This is a genomic window from Endozoicomonas sp. ONNA1 (assembly GCF_024606325.1).
In the GTDB taxonomy this organism is placed as follows: domain Bacteria; phylum Pseudomonadota; class Gammaproteobacteria; order Pseudomonadales; family Endozoicomonadaceae; genus Endozoicomonas_A.
Genome location: NZ_JAHHPN010000725.1, coordinates 17,972 through 35,132, shown reverse-complemented (window position 1 = coordinate 35,132; position 17,161 = coordinate 17,972). Strand labels below are relative to the sequence as shown.

The 17,161-nt window shown below is 48.5% G+C and carries 15 protein-coding genes; 3 read left to right on the top strand and 12 right to left on the bottom strand.

The features are described 5' to 3' along the window. The first annotated feature begins 14 nt into the window (after nt 1-14). Nucleotides 15-443, top strand: coding sequence for a type IV pilin protein (locus KDK19_RS17455; RefSeq protein WP_368736471.1), 429 nt, complete (start codon nt 15-17; stop codon nt 441-443). 51 nt (nt 444-494) lie between these two features. Here the strand turns inward: KDK19_RS17455 and KDK19_RS17450 are convergent, their stop codons facing one another. The 12 genes from KDK19_RS17450 to murJ form a co-directional block, all read right to left on the bottom strand. Next, nucleotides 495-1,355, bottom strand: a complete 861-nt coding sequence (locus KDK19_RS17450) for a D-hexose-6-phosphate mutarotase (RefSeq protein ID WP_257255630.1) — start codon at nt 1,353-1,355, stop codon at nt 495-497. Between the two features lie 131 nt (nt 1,356-1,486). Next, a complete protein-coding gene (locus tag KDK19_RS17445) occupies nt 1,487-2,698 on the bottom strand; it encodes an alginate export family protein (protein WP_257280469.1) in 1,212 nt (403 codons plus the stop codon). A gap of 128 nt (nt 2,699-2,826) precedes the next feature. Further along, on the bottom strand, nt 2,827-3,696 hold the full coding sequence (locus KDK19_RS17440) for an ABC transporter ATP-binding protein (RefSeq protein ID WP_257255053.1): 870 nt from the start codon (nt 3,694-3,696) through the stop codon (nt 2,827-2,829). Between the two features lie 23 nt (nt 3,697-3,719). After that, entirely contained in the window at nt 3,720-4,718 is a 999-nt protein-coding gene (locus tag KDK19_RS17435) for an ABC transporter permease (protein WP_257255052.1), read from the bottom strand. 89 nt (nt 4,719-4,807) lie between these two features. Beyond that, the gene (locus tag KDK19_RS17430) at nt 4,808-6,184 is read right to left on the bottom strand and encodes a CmpA/NrtA family ABC transporter substrate-binding protein (protein WP_257280467.1); all 1,377 of its coding nucleotides are present in this window, start codon (nt 6,182-6,184) and stop codon (nt 4,808-4,810) included. Nucleotides 6,185-6,607: 423 nt separating this feature from the next. Further along, entirely contained in the window at nt 6,608-7,207 is a 600-nt protein-coding gene (locus KDK19_RS17425; RefSeq protein ID WP_257255213.1) for an ANTAR domain-containing response regulator, read from the bottom strand. A gap of 88 nt (nt 7,208-7,295) precedes the next feature. Continuing rightward, the gene (gene ispH, locus KDK19_RS17420; protein WP_257255214.1) at nt 7,296-8,240 is read right to left on the bottom strand and encodes a 4-hydroxy-3-methylbut-2-enyl diphosphate reductase; all 945 of its coding nucleotides are present in this window, start codon (nt 8,238-8,240) and stop codon (nt 7,296-7,298) included. A 3-nt stretch (nt 8,241-8,243) separates the two neighbouring features. Beyond that, nucleotides 8,244-8,723, bottom strand: a complete 480-nt coding sequence (locus KDK19_RS17415) for a peptidylprolyl isomerase (protein WP_257255215.1) — start codon at nt 8,721-8,723, stop codon at nt 8,244-8,246. A gap of 96 nt (nt 8,724-8,819) precedes the next feature. After that, on the bottom strand, nt 8,820-9,314 hold the full coding sequence (lspA, locus tag KDK19_RS17410; protein WP_257255216.1) for a signal peptidase II: 495 nt from the start codon (nt 9,312-9,314) through the stop codon (nt 8,820-8,822). 231 nt (nt 9,315-9,545) lie between these two features. Continuing rightward, complete coding sequence (gene ileS / locus KDK19_RS17405) at nt 9,546-12,383, bottom strand: isoleucine--tRNA ligase (RefSeq protein ID WP_257255217.1); 2,838 nt, start codon at nt 12,381-12,383, stop codon at nt 9,546-9,548. Between the two features lie 167 nt (nt 12,384-12,550). Then, complete coding sequence (gene ribF, locus KDK19_RS17400; protein WP_257255218.1) at nt 12,551-13,474, bottom strand: bifunctional riboflavin kinase/FAD synthetase; 924 nt, start codon at nt 13,472-13,474, stop codon at nt 12,551-12,553. Between the two features lie 180 nt (nt 13,475-13,654). Next, nucleotides 13,655-15,238, bottom strand: a complete 1,584-nt coding sequence (murJ, locus tag KDK19_RS17395; RefSeq protein WP_257255219.1) for a murein biosynthesis integral membrane protein MurJ — start codon at nt 15,236-15,238, stop codon at nt 13,655-13,657. 285 nt (nt 15,239-15,523) lie between these two features. On the opposite strand from murJ, the gene rpsT reads away from it, so the two are divergent. Both rpsT and KDK19_RS17385 read left to right on the top strand, forming a co-directional pair. Further along, nucleotides 15,524-15,790, top strand: coding sequence for a 30S ribosomal protein S20 (rpsT, locus tag KDK19_RS17390; RefSeq protein WP_257255220.1), 267 nt, complete (start codon nt 15,524-15,526; stop codon nt 15,788-15,790). 143 nt (nt 15,791-15,933) lie between these two features. Continuing rightward, nucleotides 15,934-17,145 (top strand): hypothetical protein, encoded by a 1,212-nt coding sequence (locus tag KDK19_RS17385; protein ID WP_257280464.1) that lies wholly within the window; start codon nt 15,934-15,936, stop codon nt 17,143-17,145. Nucleotides 17,146-17,161: the final 16 nt, after the last annotated feature.

Here is a 17,161-nt window from a genome sequence, read left to right as displayed (position 1 = left end):
AAAGGGGAGTAACAGTGAAGAGGAATATTAAGGGTTTTACTCTGATAGAAATGATGATTGTTGTCGCAATCATTGGCATTCTGGCAACTATAGCAGTGCCAAGTTACAACCAGCATGTCACTACTTCTGCTATGAGGGATGCTGAGTCATCTCTGATTGGACTAGCTGGAGCAATGGAGAGACATAGAGCTCAAAGAGGCTCTTACCTGGGCGCTTCCGTTGGAGGTGGAGATGACAACAATGGTGCTCCCAGCATTTTTGTTACCCAGAGCCCAGAGAGTGGTAATGCCAACTTCAATCTGGCCATTGCAGTACCTGCGAATGGCAGAACCTATACGCTGACGGCAACGGCCACAGGAAGCTCCGGCATAACCGCCAATGCCACTATTACATTAGACTCTGTAGGGACTCGTGGTGGCACGGCTGCGGGAGCCTGGAACTAGCCACAAGAAAAAAAGCCCTCAGCAAAATTGGGGGCTTCCTGCAAAAACCAATCACCCCACAAAAATCTCAGCCATCAAAACATGACTCTGCCCCGGCTCCAGCTCTACGGGAACCTGAGGCAAGGTTACCGTTTCCACACAAACCATAGACTTGTAATCAAAAGTAGGCACGTCGTGCATTTTTTCTGCCCGAACAGGCCCCGGGTTCCAGACAACTGTGCCGTTGCTACCGGATTTTTTGATAGTGATTTTTCTTCCAATACCGGGATCATGCAGGATGCAGGTTTCGTTGTCATCAATATAGGTTCTGTCAACCTCACCCTCGATGATCACTTCGCCTTCCTGAATAAAAGCTCTGCTCTCGTCGGTCTCATCCAGGTAACGTTTCCCATCCAGTCCTTCAATCCAGATCAGATCCGTATTTGAAACACTAAAATAAGTATGCAACGCCTGACTTATTTGAACCTTCCTGGAGCCATTGTTTCTGGAGGTCAGACTGATTCTCAGTGTTTCTCCAACAATAATATCTATACCCAGGCCTGCTTTCCCATCCCATTCTTGAACACCGTCGATGGGCAAAGACAACACGACTCTGGTCTTGTCATTGTCCAGCGTTTCACTCAACTCATATTGCCAAAGTTTTGTACGGGCAAAACCATGATTGGGGCCTCCTTCCTTTCTGGAACCAAACCATGGCCAGCAAACGGGCACACCACCACGAATCGCTTTTCCCTCAGTCATATCTGCCAGTGGGCTCATCCAGAGGACTTTCTCCTGACCTTTTGGCTGATAACTCAAAACCTGTCCCCCTTGCAATGAAATCATGGCGTTGGCAAAAGGGTTGTCGATTTCAAGAACAGGCACAGAGCCCACCATTCTGGGTTTGATGGCAGAATTCGTTTGAAAAGTCATAGCGATACTTCCTGAGTTGAGAGATCAGAATAACAGACTCACCTTACAGTGAAATGATCAAATACCTCCTCTGCACGTCTACTTGCACCTATTATGAAAAAGGGAAGCTCAAGCCTCCCTTTTCGCTAATGTTAGAAACTTAAACCCACCCACAACCAGAATTTATCAGTATCGACCTTGCCAGCAGCCTCATCGCCGGCAGTGTAGGTCGCATACTTCACACCTGCGTTATAGTGTTTCCCAAACTTTTTGCTGTAAACCAGGTCGATCTCTTTACCCAGATCTTCAACAGTGGCGGTCTCTTCGTCAGCAGTAAAGTCGTGATAGGTAACCGACCACTTACCACCAAAGAGCTTGCCACCCACCGAAGCATAAAGATCTTTAAGACCCTCAGCAGGAGTGCTCAGGAACTGGTCCGTCCAGCCATTGAACTTATGAGCGGTAGCCAGTGGTGTCGAGAAGCCATAATTACCATCATCAGAGCCCAGCACTTCATAACCCACTTTGGTGGTAATACCGAATATCGCTACTCCACCTTCGACAAAGTAGAAATTGGCATCGTATTTATTTGAGCCTGATTCGCTCTCCTGAGTGGCATACTCTCCGGTGTAGAGGAGTTTCAGGTCACTGACATCTGCCGAACCTGAGAGTCGCACGCCGTAGGTATCCAGACTGTTGTCGGTATCATCATCCAACTCAAGTAAGTACGCGTAACCGGTCAGTTTGCCTAAGGGTGTGGCATAAGAAGCATTGAGCAAATGATCCTTGGATCTCAGATCCTTTTCTTCTGCAAAAATCCGGTTGCGTTTGTTGATGTAAGCGTACTTCAGTGACAATCCTTCAACAGGCATATAATCAGCGCTAAGGGCATTAAAGGTTTGTCGATCCTGTCGCCAGCCCACATGCCCTACAAAACGTTGATTGTCGTAAGCGATGACCTGTCTGCCGAGCTTTGCAGTCAACCCTTCCATTTTATATTGAATAAACGCCTGATCGACTTCCGTAACTCCCGGGTCAGCAATCACAGAATAGTCAGTACCATTGCCAACCGTATCATTGTAATCATCAATACCCGCTATGGACCTCGAGTCTTCAAATTCCAAAAGGCCAGAAAAGCCATAATAATCACCTGTCTTGTATCCCAATCGAGACCGAAGCGTCAGTGCTTTAGCATCTTTCTTGGTATTGTCTTGATCAACCGTCTCGTATCTGAGCCTGAAGTCACCAAACGCCTCCCCGCCGGTAAGCGCTTCTATAAATTCATCGGCCTGTACCTGAGTCGTTGAGACAGCCGCTGCCCCCGCAATAGCTGCTGCCAGTAGTGTTACCTTTGTGTGTTTCAAGGACTTAAACTCCGTTTTTTTGTTGTGAATAATCTTTTATCACCGGGGCGACAAAAATTATTTCTCTCGCTCATTGCTGATTTATTGTTGTTATTGTTGATTGAGCTGCGTTTTTATCCTTTCGGATACTACGCAGCCTGAAAGCTTTTCTTACTGCCGGAAGCTTCTTTTTTCTTTTTATGCTTGCTAATGTTTTCCACCTTGCGTTGTTTCTCATAGAGGAACTTCAATACTTCTGAGCGCAGGCGGGTGTACTCAAGGTCTTCTGCGAGAGCCAAGCGATCTCTGGGACGTTCCAGATTGATGTCAAGAATTTCACCAATAGTGGCTTCTGGCCCATTGGTCATCATGACGATACGATCTGACAGCAACACGGCTTCATCCACATCATGGGTAATCATAATGACGGTATTGTTCAGCTCCTGCTGGATCTCCATCAAAGAGTCCTGCATGTGAGCCCGGGTCAGGGCATCGAGGGCACCGAAGGGTTCATCCATCAGCAAAATTTCCGGCTGCATGGAGAGAGCCCTGGCAATGCCGACACGCTGCTTCATCCCTCCGGAAATTTCTTCAGGTCGCTTGTGCATGGCATGCTCCATATGCACCAGCTCGAGGTTATGCTCTATCCATTCTTTGGTTTCAGACTTGCTTTTTGAGCGTCCAAACACCTGCTTAACCGCCAGCTCAACATTCTGATAGGCTGTCAGCCAGGGCAACAAAGAATGATTCTGGAACACGACGGCTCTTTCCGGCCCCGGTTCCCTGACTTCTTTACCGTTAAGGACTACGCCTCCGGTAGTGGCCTGGTATAGCCCGGCAACAATGTTCAGTACTGTTGACTTACCACAACCCGAATGGCCAATCAGCGAAACAAATTCTCCTTTGCTGATCTTCAGGTCCACTCCTTTCAGTGCCGTGAATGGACCTTTTGGCGTATCAAACACCATGTCGATATGGCTGATATCCAATAAAGTGCTGGCTGCTTTTTGAGCGTTCATGTCTGTTTCACCTCCGTGTTGAATTAACTGGCTGTGCCGGCCTTGTCCCAGGAGACAAAACGCTGCAGCTGAAGCATGGTGCGATCCAACAGAAAACCGATAAACCCGATGACGATAACCGCCACCATAATCCGGGCCAGAGAGTTTGAGCTGCCATTTTGGAACTCATCCCAGACGAACTTTCCAAGACCGGGGTTCTGAGCCAGCATTTCTGCAGCGATCAGAACCATCCAGGCAACGCCTAACGACAATCTCATACCAGTGAAAATCATCGGTATGGAAGCGGGCAGAACAATTTTCTGAACATGCTTCAGGGCTGGCAGTCTCAGCACACGGCTGACATTCACCAGATCCTTCTCAATAGAAGAAACGCCCACTGAAGTGTTGATTACCATGGGCCACAGACAACAGAGCGTGACGGTAATCATGGAATTTAAAAAGGACTTGGCTACCAAAGGGTCAGGACTGATATAAACAGCACTGACGACCATGGTCACCAAAGGTAGCCAAGCCAGAGGAGAAACCGGTTTAAAAATCTGAATAACAGGATTCACTGCCGCATTCAGGGTTTTATTCAGTCCTATGGCAATCCCCAGGGGTATGGCGATGACTGCTGCCAGGACAAATCCACTCAGCACAGTGATAAGGCTGGTGAAGATCTGGTCTGGAAACGTTTCTTTACCGGTGTAGGCACGGATTTTGGGTACGTAATCCGGATCCTTCGCCAGTCTGGCTTCAATACGCTTCTCTTGTCGCTCATAGAAGGCCTGCTCTTTCACTCGTTCAGCGCTATGCTCTTCATAAAGCGACCCCATTTGCTCCCAGACTGCCGACGGTCCGGGAAATTTGCCCAGTGATGTATCAATCTTGCTGGCGGCTCCTGCCCAGATCATCAGAAAGACCAGGATGCCGGCAAAAGGAATCAGCAGGGTTCTAAAGGTTTTTGTTATTGTTGTTTTAAGACTTTCGGAAATAATTGGCTTATTGATGTTGTTATTGGCCAACGCAGTTTCAGTTGTCATGTTTGTTCTCTCCCCCAAACAGCCTTGAGCGGACAATTCAGTCCGAGCTTGCATGGATCAACCCTCAGGCTGATCCATTCAAGACGAAATCAGATCTTGTCGCCCTGCTTCAGACCAATACTGAACTTGTTGATGTACTCATTAGGTTTCTTGCCGTTGTAGACGATACCGTCAATGAAGTGAGTCTGTGGATTTCTGAACCCGTCTTCTTCAGCAAAGTTCGGGAAGTCGCTGACCTTAGCCAGTTTGTCTTTAATCAGGGACCTGGCAGCTGCTTCGTAGATGTCTGGACGATAAACTTTCTTGGCAATGTCGACGTACCAGGCATCGGGTTTATCTTCAGGAATCTGTCCCCAACGACGCATCTGAGTCAGATACCAGATCGCATCAGAGTAGTAAGGATAAGTCGCGTTGTAACGGAAGAAGACGTTGAAATCCGGTACTTCACGTTTGTCGCCTTTCTCATATTCGAAAGTCCCGGTCATGCTGTTGGCAATAACATCGTAATCAGCACCGACATAATTGGACTGGGAAAGTATCTTCACGGCTTCAGGACGGTTGGCGTTGTTGTTTTCATCCAGCCATTTGGCAGCACGGATCAATGCACGGGTCAGACGAATCGTGGTGTTGGGATATTTCTCGGCAAAGGCTTTGGTAATACCGAACACTTTCTCAGGATTGTCTTTCCAGATCTCATAATCCGTAACAACAGGAACACCGATATTTTTGAACACAGCCTGCTGGTTCCAGGGCTCACCTACACAGTAACCATAGATAGTGCCTGCTTCCATAGTGGCTGGCATCTGGGGTGGTGGAGTCACAGAGAGCAGTGCGTCAGCATTAATCTGACCCGAAGTATCTCCCTTGTGCGGAGCATAATATCCAGGGTGAATGCCACCTGCTGCCAACCAGTACCTTAATTCATAGTTGTGTGTAGATACCGGGAAGACCATGCCCATGTTGAATGGCTTGCCGTCGTCTTTGTACTTTTCCACAACCGGCTTCAGAGCATCGGCTTTGATAGGATGTTGAGGCTTGCCGTCTGCCCGCTTGGGAATATTTGGCTTCATCTGTTTCCAGATTTCATTGGAAACGGTGATACCATTACCATTCAGATCCATGGAAAACGGAGTGATAATTTCAGCTTTAGTCCCATAACCCATAGTCGCAGCAATAGGCTGACCGGCCAGCATGTGCGCGCCATCGAGTCGTCCATCGATCACACCATCGAGCAAGACCTTCCAGTTTGCCTGAGCTTCAATCGTGACGTACAGACCTTCATCTTCGAAGTAACCTTTTTCGTAGGCGATGGCTATGGGAGCCATGTCCGTCAGTTTGATGAAACCAAACCTCAGCTCTTCTTTTTCTGGATAGCCCAACTCAGCCTTTGCCTGCATCGATACAAGACCACTGACGCTAATCAGAGCACTCAGTGCGACCGACTTTAAGGGTTTAAACCACTTCATTCATTACTCCCAACATCTCTACTGATAGCTCACAGCCCTGCTACCTAAAGATTTATTATTCTGCACCGCTCCCTGAAAATGGCTCCTCGGCTATGGCGCCTGCTTCGCTCTGACAACCACATCCTGTCGTCTTGCATTTCAGGGACACGGTACATCCATGTAAAAAAAAGCGCCCACCGCGCCTTGGAAATTCTTCCAGACAGCGGTGAGCGCCTTTGCTCTCTTTCACAACGCCTTTGTTGTGAATGTCTGTTCCCGCCACCCTTGACAGGAACATTTTTTATTGTTGTAGCTGACTTTAAGCATTCTTCATGCCAACTATTTTCAGTCTCTAACTATGCTTATTTTTTGAATTTTCTTTCATTTTATTTCAGCTTGGTGCATCGCAGTGAAAATGCGCACCAACAACGTGCAACCTTCCGATCATGACGTTTTTTCTTCTAACATGTTGAAAACATCAATGACATTTCTGGCCACAGCCGCCACAGTTTTGCCGTTATCCATAGCCATCTTTCTTAACTTTTTATATGCCAGGTCTTCACTAATCCCTTGCCTGGTCATCAGCAAACCCTTAGCCCTGTCCAATATCTTTCGATCTTCCAGACGACTCCGGGTCTGCACCAGCTCATCTTTCAATGACTGGTATTCCTGAAAGCGGGCAACGGCTACGTCAATAATAGTTTTGAGGCGTTGTGGCTGAAGGTCAGCCACGATGTAGGCATTAACACCGGATCGAATAGCTTGCTGGACAATATTCTCGGTGGTTTGCTCTACAAACATGACGACAGGAAGTGGAGAAGCCTTACTGATCAAAGCGAGCTTTTCCAAAAGCGAAGGGGCAGGTTTATCCAGACCAATCACCAGAATATCGGGCAAGAGGCTGGAGACAAGGGTCAGCAGGTCCTCATTCTGTTCTTGTCGCTCAATGACTTCATAACCAAACTCATTCAGTGCGCGGTTCAAAACAGATAGTCGAGACGAACGGTCTCCAATCAACAACACTGAATCCATAACCTGCAACATTCTCTTCCCTGAAAAGATAACTATTCACAGGTTATTTATAAGCAAAGGCTGTACCAGAGCAATCAGGATTCAGTTAAGCATTTAGAAATCAAACTTCTACGATCCGAAGTTCTTTGGGCATAGTGAAAACAATATTCTCTTCTTCACCCTCAAGCTCTTTCGGCTCTTCAGCGCCTAATTCAATCAGTCGGTTGATAACACCTTTCACCAGCACTTCGGGAGCGGAAGCACCTGCGGTAATACCCAGAGTTTGTTTACCTTCCAGCCACTCAGGCTGAATATCATCAGCACCATCAACCAGGTAAGCTGATGCACCTGTTCTTTCTGCCAACTCCCTGAGGCGATTGGAATTGGAACTGTTCACAGAACCTACCACAAAGACTGTATCGCATTCCGACGCCAGAGCCTTCACAGCATCCTGACGATTTTGAGTGGCGTAGCAGATATCGTCTTTACGTGGTCCGTTAATTTCAGGGAACCTGACTCTCAGAGCATCAATCACCCTCGCAGTATCGTCCATGGACAGTGTCGTCTGAGTCACGTAAGCAAGATGTTTCGGATCTTTCACTGCCAGTTTTTGAACATCGTCTTCTGTTTCAACGAGGTACATCTTCCCGCCATTAGCGTCGTCGTACTGGCCCATGGTACCTTCCACCTCGGGATGACCATCATGACCAATCAGAATACACTCCATGCCGTCACGGGAGTACCGCACAACTTCCATATGGACTTTTTTGACCAGAGGACAGGATGCATCAAAGACTTTCAGACCTCGACGGTCAGCTTCTGCTTCGACCGCTTTGGAAACACCGTGAGCACTGAAAATAACGATAGAATCATCCGGTATCTGATGAAGCTCCTCGACAAATATGGCACCACGCTCTTTGAGATTTTCGACCACAAACTTGTTGTGAACAACTTCGTGACGCACATAAATAGGAGGCTCAAAAACATCCAGAGCCCGGTTTACAATGTCGATAGCCCGGTCAACGCCTGCACAGAATCCCCGGGGATTTGCCAGCCTGATTTTCATACCTCAGCACTCTTTATCTAGTGTATGAGTTTCTGGTGTATTAGCCGCTTGAGTGATGTTCAGAACGTTCACTTCAAACAACAGTTCTTTACCTGCCAGTGGATGATTGAAGTCCACCTGAACATGACTGTCTGTCAAACCTGTAATAACGCCAGCCAGCTCAGAGTTGGCCGCATCGGCAAAAGAAACGACCAAGCCCTCCTGCAACGCCATGTCACCAGAGAAACTGTCCCTGGCAAATTCCCTGATATTTTCAGGATTGGGCATGCCAAAAGCACCGGCAGGAGGAATTCTGAAACTGCCCTGATCGCCCTCGGACAGACCATAGATCACCTGCTCAAAACCCTGAGGCAGGTTTCCATCCCCCACGACAAAAGTGGCAGGCTGGCCATCAAAATTACTGTCTACCACCTGCCCGTCCTCCAGTTTCAGGGCGAAGTGCAGCGTTACCTGCTTTCCTGGTCCTACCACAACATCAGACATTGTTTTTCTATACCCGCTTTCGAAAAATCCATTCATACACAGACAATGGCAACCGTCAGCCAAGAGGTTCCGGGTGCCTCACAGTCCGATATAATTTCAGCTATGACTGTTGTGTTGAGGCCGGAAAATATCCAGAATCAACATCGCAGCACCGGAGGTAATGGCCATATCCGCCAGATTGAAGGATGGAAAATACCAGCCGTCATAATACACCAGCAAGAAATCCACGACGTAACCATTCATGAACCGGTCATAAAGATTGCCCAGTGCACCTCCCAGTATCAGAGCCATGGAACATGCCTGCCATCTTTCATCTTTTTTCATTCGGGCAAGCCAGATGACCAGCATCAGACTGACAACCGATGCCACTCCCACAAAAAACCACCGTTGCCAGCCCCCTTGATCACTCAGAAAACTAAAAGCAGCGCCGGTATTATAGGCCAGAGTCAGTGAGAAAAAGGATGGGATGACAGGCACCTGCTCATAAAGATATAAACTGTCCACTACCCGATGCTTGACCAGCTGATCCAGAATCAGAACCACTCCACTGATCCACAACCAGTGGAGCATTCCCCAGGAATTTTTTCTCATACCGTTGAGGCCCTTTTAATCTGTCTTAGTGAGTCCCAGTTAAATCTTATGCCGAGTCGTATAAACGTCGATATGGTTACAAACCGAAATATAAGATAAAGCTCTAAGCCTATAACTCGAGGAACTTAGTATTCCTTCTCTGGTTGACTGTTCTTGCAGTCAAAAAATGGAGCACCAGTGAGTGAAAAAATGCCCGAACTGTATCGGGCATTTCTGACTCATGATGATCAATCAGGCAAACTTCCTTACTTCACCTTCACCATCAACATTATCAACACAACGGCCACAGAGTGTTTTGTGAGCTTCGATAGTGCCAACGTCTTCACGACGGTGCCAGCAACGAACACACTTCTCATGCTCTGACTTGCGAACAGCCACCTTCAGACCATCAACATCGGTATCCACGGCATTAATAGCTTCACAAAGAGGCTTCAGTTCAGCCTTGGAAGTAATCAGGACAAAGCGCAGTTCATCGCCAAGCTTGCCCAGTGTTTCGAGCAGTTCTTCATTGGCAAACAAGGTTATTTCTGCTTCAAGTCCGCCACCGATCACACTTTCATTACGGTCACCTTTTCGAGCATCTTCAAGAGCCTTGTTAACAGCGTGTTTCACGGTCATGACGGAGTTCCAGTATTCAGCACCCAACTCATCACCCTCAAGACTTATCAGGTTTTCATACCAGGTTTCCAGCAGAACAGACTTGCTGCGCAGACCAGGAATAGCCTGCCAGATCTCATCAGCTGTAAAACTGGTGATAGGCGCTATCCAACGGGCAAACGCTTCAACGATATGGAACATAGCGGTCTGACAGCTTCGACGCGCCAGACTATCTGACTGCGTTGTATATTGACGATCCTTGATAATATCCAGATAGAAACCGCCCAGATCCAGAGAGCAGAAATTATGGACTTTCTGGTAAACATTCAGAAAATTGTAGCTGTCATAAGCGTCAATGACTTCTTCCTGCAATTTCATGGCTCGATCCACTGCCCAGCGATCCAGAGACAGCATATCGTCCCGGGCCACAGTGTCAGTTTCAGGGTTAAAACCGTTCAGGTTAGATAGCAGAAAACGAGCCGTGTTTCGAATACGACGATAGCTGTCTGCCGTACGCTTGAGAATTTCATCAGATACGGTCATTTCTGCGGTGTAGTCAGTTGCAGAGACCCAGAGGCGCAGAATATCGGCGCCCAGTGACTTGAATACCTTCTGGGGAGCAATGACATTACCCAGAGACTTGGACATCTTGCGACCATTGGCATCCACCGTGAAACCATGAGTCAGGAGCTGCTTATAGGGAGGCACTCCTTTGGTAGCAATACCGGTCTTCAGGGATGACTGGAACCAGCCACGATGCTGGTCAGAACCCTCTACATAAATATCTGCAGGTGAATGCAGGCCCTTGCGACGATCCAGCACAGAATAATGAGTGACGCCGGAATCAAACCAGACGTCCAGAGTGTCTGTCACCTTCACGTAATGTTCAGCGTCTTCCGCTGTTAAGAGGTCAGAAAGCTCCAGATCAAACCAGGCATCCATACCTTCACGCTCGACTTTCAAGGCCACTTTTTCAATCAGGGCAGAAGTATCCGGGTGCAGCTCTTCGGTTTCCTTGTGAATAAACAGAGCAATGGGCACCCCCCAGGTACGCTGACGAGAAATACACCAGTCGGGGCTCTGACCCAGCATGGACTCCATACGGTTACGGCCCCAGTCCGGAGTGAACTTGACGTTATCCAGTGACTTCATGGCGGTATTCAGCAGACCTTCTTTTTCCATGCTGATAAACCATTGAGGTGTAGCCCGGAAAATCAAAGGCGTTTTGGTTCTCCAGCAGTGTGGATAGCTGTGCACCATTTTGGCCTGAGCCAGCAAACGACCATTACCTTCGACCGCTTCGACAACCTTTGGATCAACCTTGTAAACGTGTTCACCAGCAAACTGTTCAACGTGGCTGCGATAAACACCGGCATCATCCAGGTAGTTCAGAGTGCCAATGCCGTATTTTTTACCAACATTAAAGTCATCCACACCGTGGTCAGGTGCAGTATGAACACAGCCGGTACCAGCGTCGGTTGTGACGTGATCACCCAGGATCAGTGGGATTTCACGCTTGTAGAATGGGTGGGCAACTTTTTTGCCTTCCAACCGGACGCCCGGGCTACGGGCAATCATGGTGTAGTCTTCAATGCCATAACGCTGCATGGCTGACTCAACCAACTGCTCGCCAAGAATCAGTCGTGCAGGCTGACCGTTTACCTGACACTGAATCAGGGCATAACCCAATTCAGCTCCCAGTGTCACCGCCTGAGAAGATGGCAAAGTCCATGGCGTTGTTGTCCAGATGACAACAGCTACCTCCCCTTCACCTTGCTCTTCACTGTCAAAATCAAATGCAGACAGCAGGTCAGCATCATCAAGAGCGGCATAACGCACATCAATCTGGGTGGACGTTTTTTCCTGGTATTCCACTTCAGCCTCAGCCAATGCAGAACCTCCGGCCACACTCCAGTAAACAGGCTTATAACCTTTCACCAGATGACCGTTGTCGGCTATTTTACCCAGGGCTCGAATTATGTCGGCTTCGGTCTGGAAATCCATGGTCAGATAGGGCTTATCCCAGGCACCCAGAATGCCCATGCGCTTAAAGTCTTCACGTTGACCATTAACCTGTTTGCTGGCGTAATCACGGCATTTGGCACGGAAAGTTTTAAAATCAACCTTATCACCCGCTTTGCCCAGCATACCTTCCACTTTGTGCTCAATCGGCAGACCGTGGCAGTCCCAGCCCGGCACATAGGGCGCATCAAAACCGCTCAGGGTTTTGGACTTGATGATCATGTCCTTAATGATTTTATTGACCGCGTGACCGATATGAATATCGCCATTGGCATAAGGAGGGCCATCATGCAGAATGAACTTTTCACGACCTTCAGATACCTTGCGAATTTCTTCATAAAGCGCCTCGTCGTACCAGCGCTTGAGCATTTCAGGCTCACGCTTGGCCAGATTTCCACGCATTGGGAAATCAGTCTCCGGCAAGTTCAATGTATGCTTATAGTCGGTCATAGTTGGATCTCATCATCACACGTCTTGCGGGCCAGACACACATGCCCATCAATCGTCATCCCAAACTGTTTTAAGAAACTCGTTCGGAGGTTCCGAACGACGTTCCCGGCAATCTTCTCACGACCTGTTCCATCTAAGCGTTCATGAAACAGGTTTTTCAATCTGGCTTATTGATGAAAGAAGCTTCTTGCTGCTTTTACATCATCGGTAATCGCTGCCTTGAGGGCATCCAGCGATTCAAACTTTTTCTCATCACGGATTTTCTTAATAAACTCAACCCGCAGAGTGTGGCCATAAAGGTCTCCCTGGTAATCCAGAAGATGCACCTCCAGCATGGCACGCTTAGCCTCCAATGTGGGCCTGACACCCAGATTCGCTACCGCATCGTGGCTTCGGCCATCGAACAACACCCTGACTGCAAACACTCCCTGTATGGGCAGCGTCCGCCTGCAGACACGTATATTGGCTGTTGGAAAACCCAGCTGCCTACCCAGCTGCCGACCTTTGATAACACGCCCCATCATGGTGAAGGGACGCCCTAACAATTTTTCTGCTGCACTCAGACTCACATTCGCCAACTGCTGACGGATCCGGGTACTACTGATACGATCCATATCCATGGATACCGTTCGGGTATCGCACACCTCAAACCCGAACTGATCGCCCATCTTTCTCAGGTGCGCAAAATTTCCCTGCCGTTTCAGTCCGTAACGGAAATCATCTCCCACTATCAGGTAGCGTATGTCCAGCCCATCCACCAGCACCTTCATAACAAAATCATCTGGCGTAAGGTTTTGCAGCTTCTGATTAAAAGGCAGGCACAATACCTGTTCAACACCGGCCTCTTCCAGAAGCGTCAGTTTTTCTCTCAGGTTGGAAAGCCTCGGCGGCGCCTGACCGCCCTGAAAATATTCCCGGGGCTGAGGTTCAAAAGTGATCACGCAGACCCTGACGCCCAACTCGAAGGCTTGCTGCCGCAGTGTCTCCAGGATAGTGCGGTGCCCCAGATGAACACCATCAAAATTACCAATAGTCGCAACACAGGCGCGATGCTCCGGTCTGATATTGTGCATTCCGCGAATCAACTGCATTGGGCGGTTTATTCTCTGTTAGGCTGGCAAAGGCAGGGATTATATCTCAGGTGCGTTATGGACTTAAGAGCCATATTCATCAAATCGCTGCTCTTTTTTCCGGGATTGAATATTTCGCTCATGAAACTGCTAAAAGGAAATCTGGCAGACAATAACAAGCTGTCCGCCGGACCCTGGTCTTTAATGTCTGAATTGAGCAGGGCGCAATCCCATGACCAAGAGTGCCGCTGCGTAAACAGCAAGTCCGGCACCAACCACTTTCGCCATTTCAGACACTCTCTGCCAGAGCGTGGCATCCAACCACCAGACAGCCTCCCCCGCCATCCAGACCAATAGCAGCGCCATTGCAAGATTGGCAAAGATCAGACGCCCACAGAATAACCACCACCCCGATTCAGGAGTGAATACTCCGGAACGTTTTAACCCCCACAACAATAACCCGGCATTCAAGAAGGCAGACAAAGTGGTAGCCAGAGCCAGACCAGCATGTTTCAGCCAGAAAACCAACATCAGATTAAGAGCCATATTGGCCACCATCGCGATAATGGCAATCTTGACCGGAGTCTTGGTATCCTGACGGGCAAAGTAGCCTGGCGCAAGCACCTTGATCAACATAAAGGCGATCAAACCCAGAGAATAAGCCCGCAGACTCATACCCGCCATCACCACATCCCGGTTCTGCATCTCACCGTAATCAAATAATGTTGCCAGCAGAGGCTCTGACAATATGAACAGCGCAATGCCCGCTGGAACGCCAATCAACAGGACAAGACGAATAGCCCAATCCAGGGTTTTGGAAAACTGATCTCCGGCGTCATCAGCATGCTTGCGAGAGAGGCTCGGAAGAATCACTGTGGCAATGGCGATACCAAAAACACCCAGCGGCAGTTCTGACAGGCGGTCAGAGTAATAAAGCCAGGAAACACTTCCGGTTTCCAGAAAAGATGCCAGCACCGTATCCAGCAACAAGTTGATCTGACTGACGGATACCCCGAATAACGCCGGAATCATCAGTTTTACGATTCGCCTCACACCTTCGTGCTTATGTCCCCACCCGGGGGCAGGCAGCAGGTGAATCTGCAGTAAAAAAGGAATTTGCAGCAACAACTGTGACACACCGGCAATCACAACCCCCCAGGCCAGAGCCATGACAGGCTCATCAAACCATTGTGACAGGAAGACAGTTGAGCCAATCAGACTGAGATTCAGCAGGACCGGGGTAAAGGCAGGTACCGCAAACCGGTTGTAACTATTCAGTATGGAGCCCGCCAGAGCAGTCAGCGATATCAGCAAAAGATAGGGAAAAGTAATCCTCAGCATCTCTTCAGCCAGCAGCAGCTTTTCAGGGTAATCAACAAAACCCGGAGCAAACAGGCGGATTAAAAGGGGAGAGGCCAGCATACAGACCAGAGTCACCAGCAGCAGCAAAACCGTCAGGGTACCACTGACCCGACTGAGCAGATAGCGCACCTCTTCAAAGCTGCGTTTACTACGATACTCTGACAACACTGGTACAAATGCCTGGGAAAAAGCGCCCTCAGCAAACAGCCGACGAAGAAAATTTGGAATCTTGAAGGCTACAAAGAATGCATCTGCTGACGAAGTAGAACCAAAGTACCCTGCAATGACTACATCTCTGGCCAACCCCAACACTCTGGAAAGCATGGTCATCATTCCCACAACCACACTCGATCTCAACAAACCGGGCGTTTTATCCTCATCTTCACTCTTCTGAGGGCTCTCTGATAGGTTCTCTATGGACATTCAGGTTGCTCAAACGATCAAAAACTGGCGATAGTACTGAGTTGTCAAAGTTAATAACAGCATGATGCGGGTTTGCGTGCCAAAGCGTCAAGAAGCCTTATTGACAACCCTTGTTCAAATAGGCATGATTCCGCGACTCGACTGTATGGGTATGGCACTGGTGAAGCCCTTGCCCGGGGGATTCGTCGGTGACGCGGCAAACACCATACTCCCAACAGGGTGCCCGAAGCAGCCCTGTTTAAAGACAGTGCAAACGGTTAATCAAGATTCTTAGGAGCACCACAAATGGCTAACTCTCCATCCGCCAAGAAGCGCGCCCGTCAGGCTGAGAAGCGTCGTAATCACAATGCTTCCCTGCGCTCCATGGTTCGTACTTCCATCAAGAAAGTAGTTCGCGCCATCGAAGCCAAAGACATTGAACTGGCTAAAACTGAATACATCGCGGCTGTGCCAGTGATCGACCGCATGGCCGACAAAGGCATCATCCACAAAAACAAGGCTGCTCGTCACAAGAGCCGCCTGAATGCACAGATCAAAGCTCTGTCTGCATAATTGTTAGCCCCGCGTAGCAAGGGCATTACAAAAAGGCCGGTTTTTTACCGGCTTTTTTTATGCCTTTACAAATTGAAACTTTAAATTCACAACTATACTTCCGCATTGTTTCTTTCTACCCCCTCTCAACGAGGATCTTAATCATGCGGTATGTTTATTCGTTACTCTTGCTCGCTTTCAGCTGCCTGACAGCAACGCTCTCTTATGCGACGCCCGCTCCACAGGAATTCACTTTGGTATTTTGCGCCCCAAAAGGCACATCGACTGAGGTAATTACCGAGATGGGAATAGCCAAATTCGCCTACAAAATAAACCCCGTCGAGGCTGCTGCAATCGTACAAGAGACGGTGTCTGATTACCCCACACTTCCAAAAGTCGTCTGCACCGGCGAGATCACAAAGATCATGCAGATAGCCAAAATTGGCAATCACCCTACTCCGACCGAAAGCGATCATGAGTTCTTCCGGAAGATCGCAGATGCTGTTACCAAGACTCACGCGTCGTTCGAGACATTCGCCAGGGGCGACAATCAGTTCCTTTACCGAACTATCGCCATGGAGAACGCAAAAGAGGTTTTCATGGACTCCAGGAATGCTCAAGCCTCCGAACAAAAAGATTCCGGCCTGACCAATAGTGGAATCAGCGATTATATGAGCAAAAATACCGGCATGCTCCTCCTGCTTCCACCTCTGGCATTCGGTGCAGCCGGTGCCTCTGAATACACCATTTACTACGTTATGGCACTCGCTCTGGGTATTTCGTTTCACCAAACAGGCATCTGGAATTCACTGACTATCTTGACACTGAATACCGCCGGCATCATTGCTCAGGCAAACCTTCTTTACCAACAAAACAAGGGCGCCGAGTTTCAAGACGATTGGGATACCGGAGGCTATGCTTTAGAGACAGTAAAAGAGGAGTATCAGAAGTTACACACGGAAGGCACAGATTATAACACTGTAGCAACCACCTCATGGGCTGTTCTGAGCCAACAAGTCGCAGTCTCTGCATTTACCTTCAGCTCCATCAAAATGGCAGCGGCCAAATATTTAGGCATGGGCGCAAGAAGCGCTCTGGGTGTTTCATTTGGTCAGGCTGCCTTTAACATTATCTTTGAAAGTTTGACAGGCTCCCCTCTGGAAGACTGTATCCCCATTTTCAAATACAATAGGAAACACAGCGCCATCAGTGCCAAAAACTGGCCTTACTACGGCAAAAAATTTGTCGCCTCCAACTTTTTCCTGATTCTCTGGGCTGCCAAACAATCAGGATTGATTGCCAGCCATACTGCCTGGCTGGGCAAACACTTGGCAAAAGCATCATCCTTTCTGTGGAGAAAAAACAAACAGGAATAAAAGTGTGAAAACCGGG

What these genes read in the sequence shown, in the direction of transcription:
- KDK19_RS17450 (WP_257255630.1), bottom strand. Translation starts at nt 1,355, where the DNA reads ATGACTTTTCAAACGAATTCTGCCATCAAACCCAGAATGGTGGGCTCT.
- KDK19_RS17440 (WP_257255053.1), bottom strand. Translation starts at nt 3,696, where the DNA reads ATGAACGCTCAAAAAGCAGCCAGCACTTTATTGGATATCAGCCATATC.
- KDK19_RS17435 (WP_257255052.1), bottom strand. Translation starts at nt 4,718, where the DNA reads ATGACAACTGAAACTGCGTTGGCCAATAACAACATCAATAAGCCAATT.
- KDK19_RS17430 (WP_257280467.1), bottom strand. Translation starts at nt 6,184, where the DNA reads ATGAAGTGGTTTAAACCCTTAAAGTCGGTCGCACTGAGTGCTCTGATT.
- KDK19_RS17425 (WP_257255213.1), bottom strand. Translation starts at nt 7,207, where the DNA reads ATGTTGCAGGTTATGGATTCAGTGTTGTTGATTGGAGACCGTTCGTCT.
- ispH (WP_257255214.1), bottom strand. Translation starts at nt 8,240, where the DNA reads ATGAAAATCAGGCTGGCAAATCCCCGGGGATTCTGTGCAGGCGTTGAC.
- KDK19_RS17415 (WP_257255215.1), bottom strand. Translation starts at nt 8,723, where the DNA reads ATGTCTGATGTTGTGGTAGGACCAGGAAAGCAGGTAACGCTGCACTTC.
- lspA (WP_257255216.1), bottom strand. Translation starts at nt 9,314, where the DNA reads ATGAGAAAAAATTCCTGGGGAATGCTCCACTGGTTGTGGATCAGTGGA.
- ileS (WP_257255217.1), bottom strand. Translation starts at nt 12,383, where the DNA reads ATGACCGACTATAAGCATACATTGAACTTGCCGGAGACTGATTTCCCA.
- ribF (WP_257255218.1), bottom strand. Translation starts at nt 13,474, where the DNA reads ATGCAGTTGATTCGCGGAATGCACAATATCAGACCGGAGCATCGCGCC.
- murJ (WP_257255219.1), bottom strand. Translation starts at nt 15,238, where the DNA reads ATGTCCATAGAGAACCTATCAGAGAGCCCTCAGAAGAGTGAAGATGAG.
- rpsT (WP_257255220.1), top strand. Translation starts at nt 15,524, where the DNA reads ATGGCTAACTCTCCATCCGCCAAGAAGCGCGCCCGTCAGGCTGAGAAG.
- KDK19_RS17385 (WP_257280464.1), top strand. Translation starts at nt 15,934, where the DNA reads ATGCGGTATGTTTATTCGTTACTCTTGCTCGCTTTCAGCTGCCTGACA.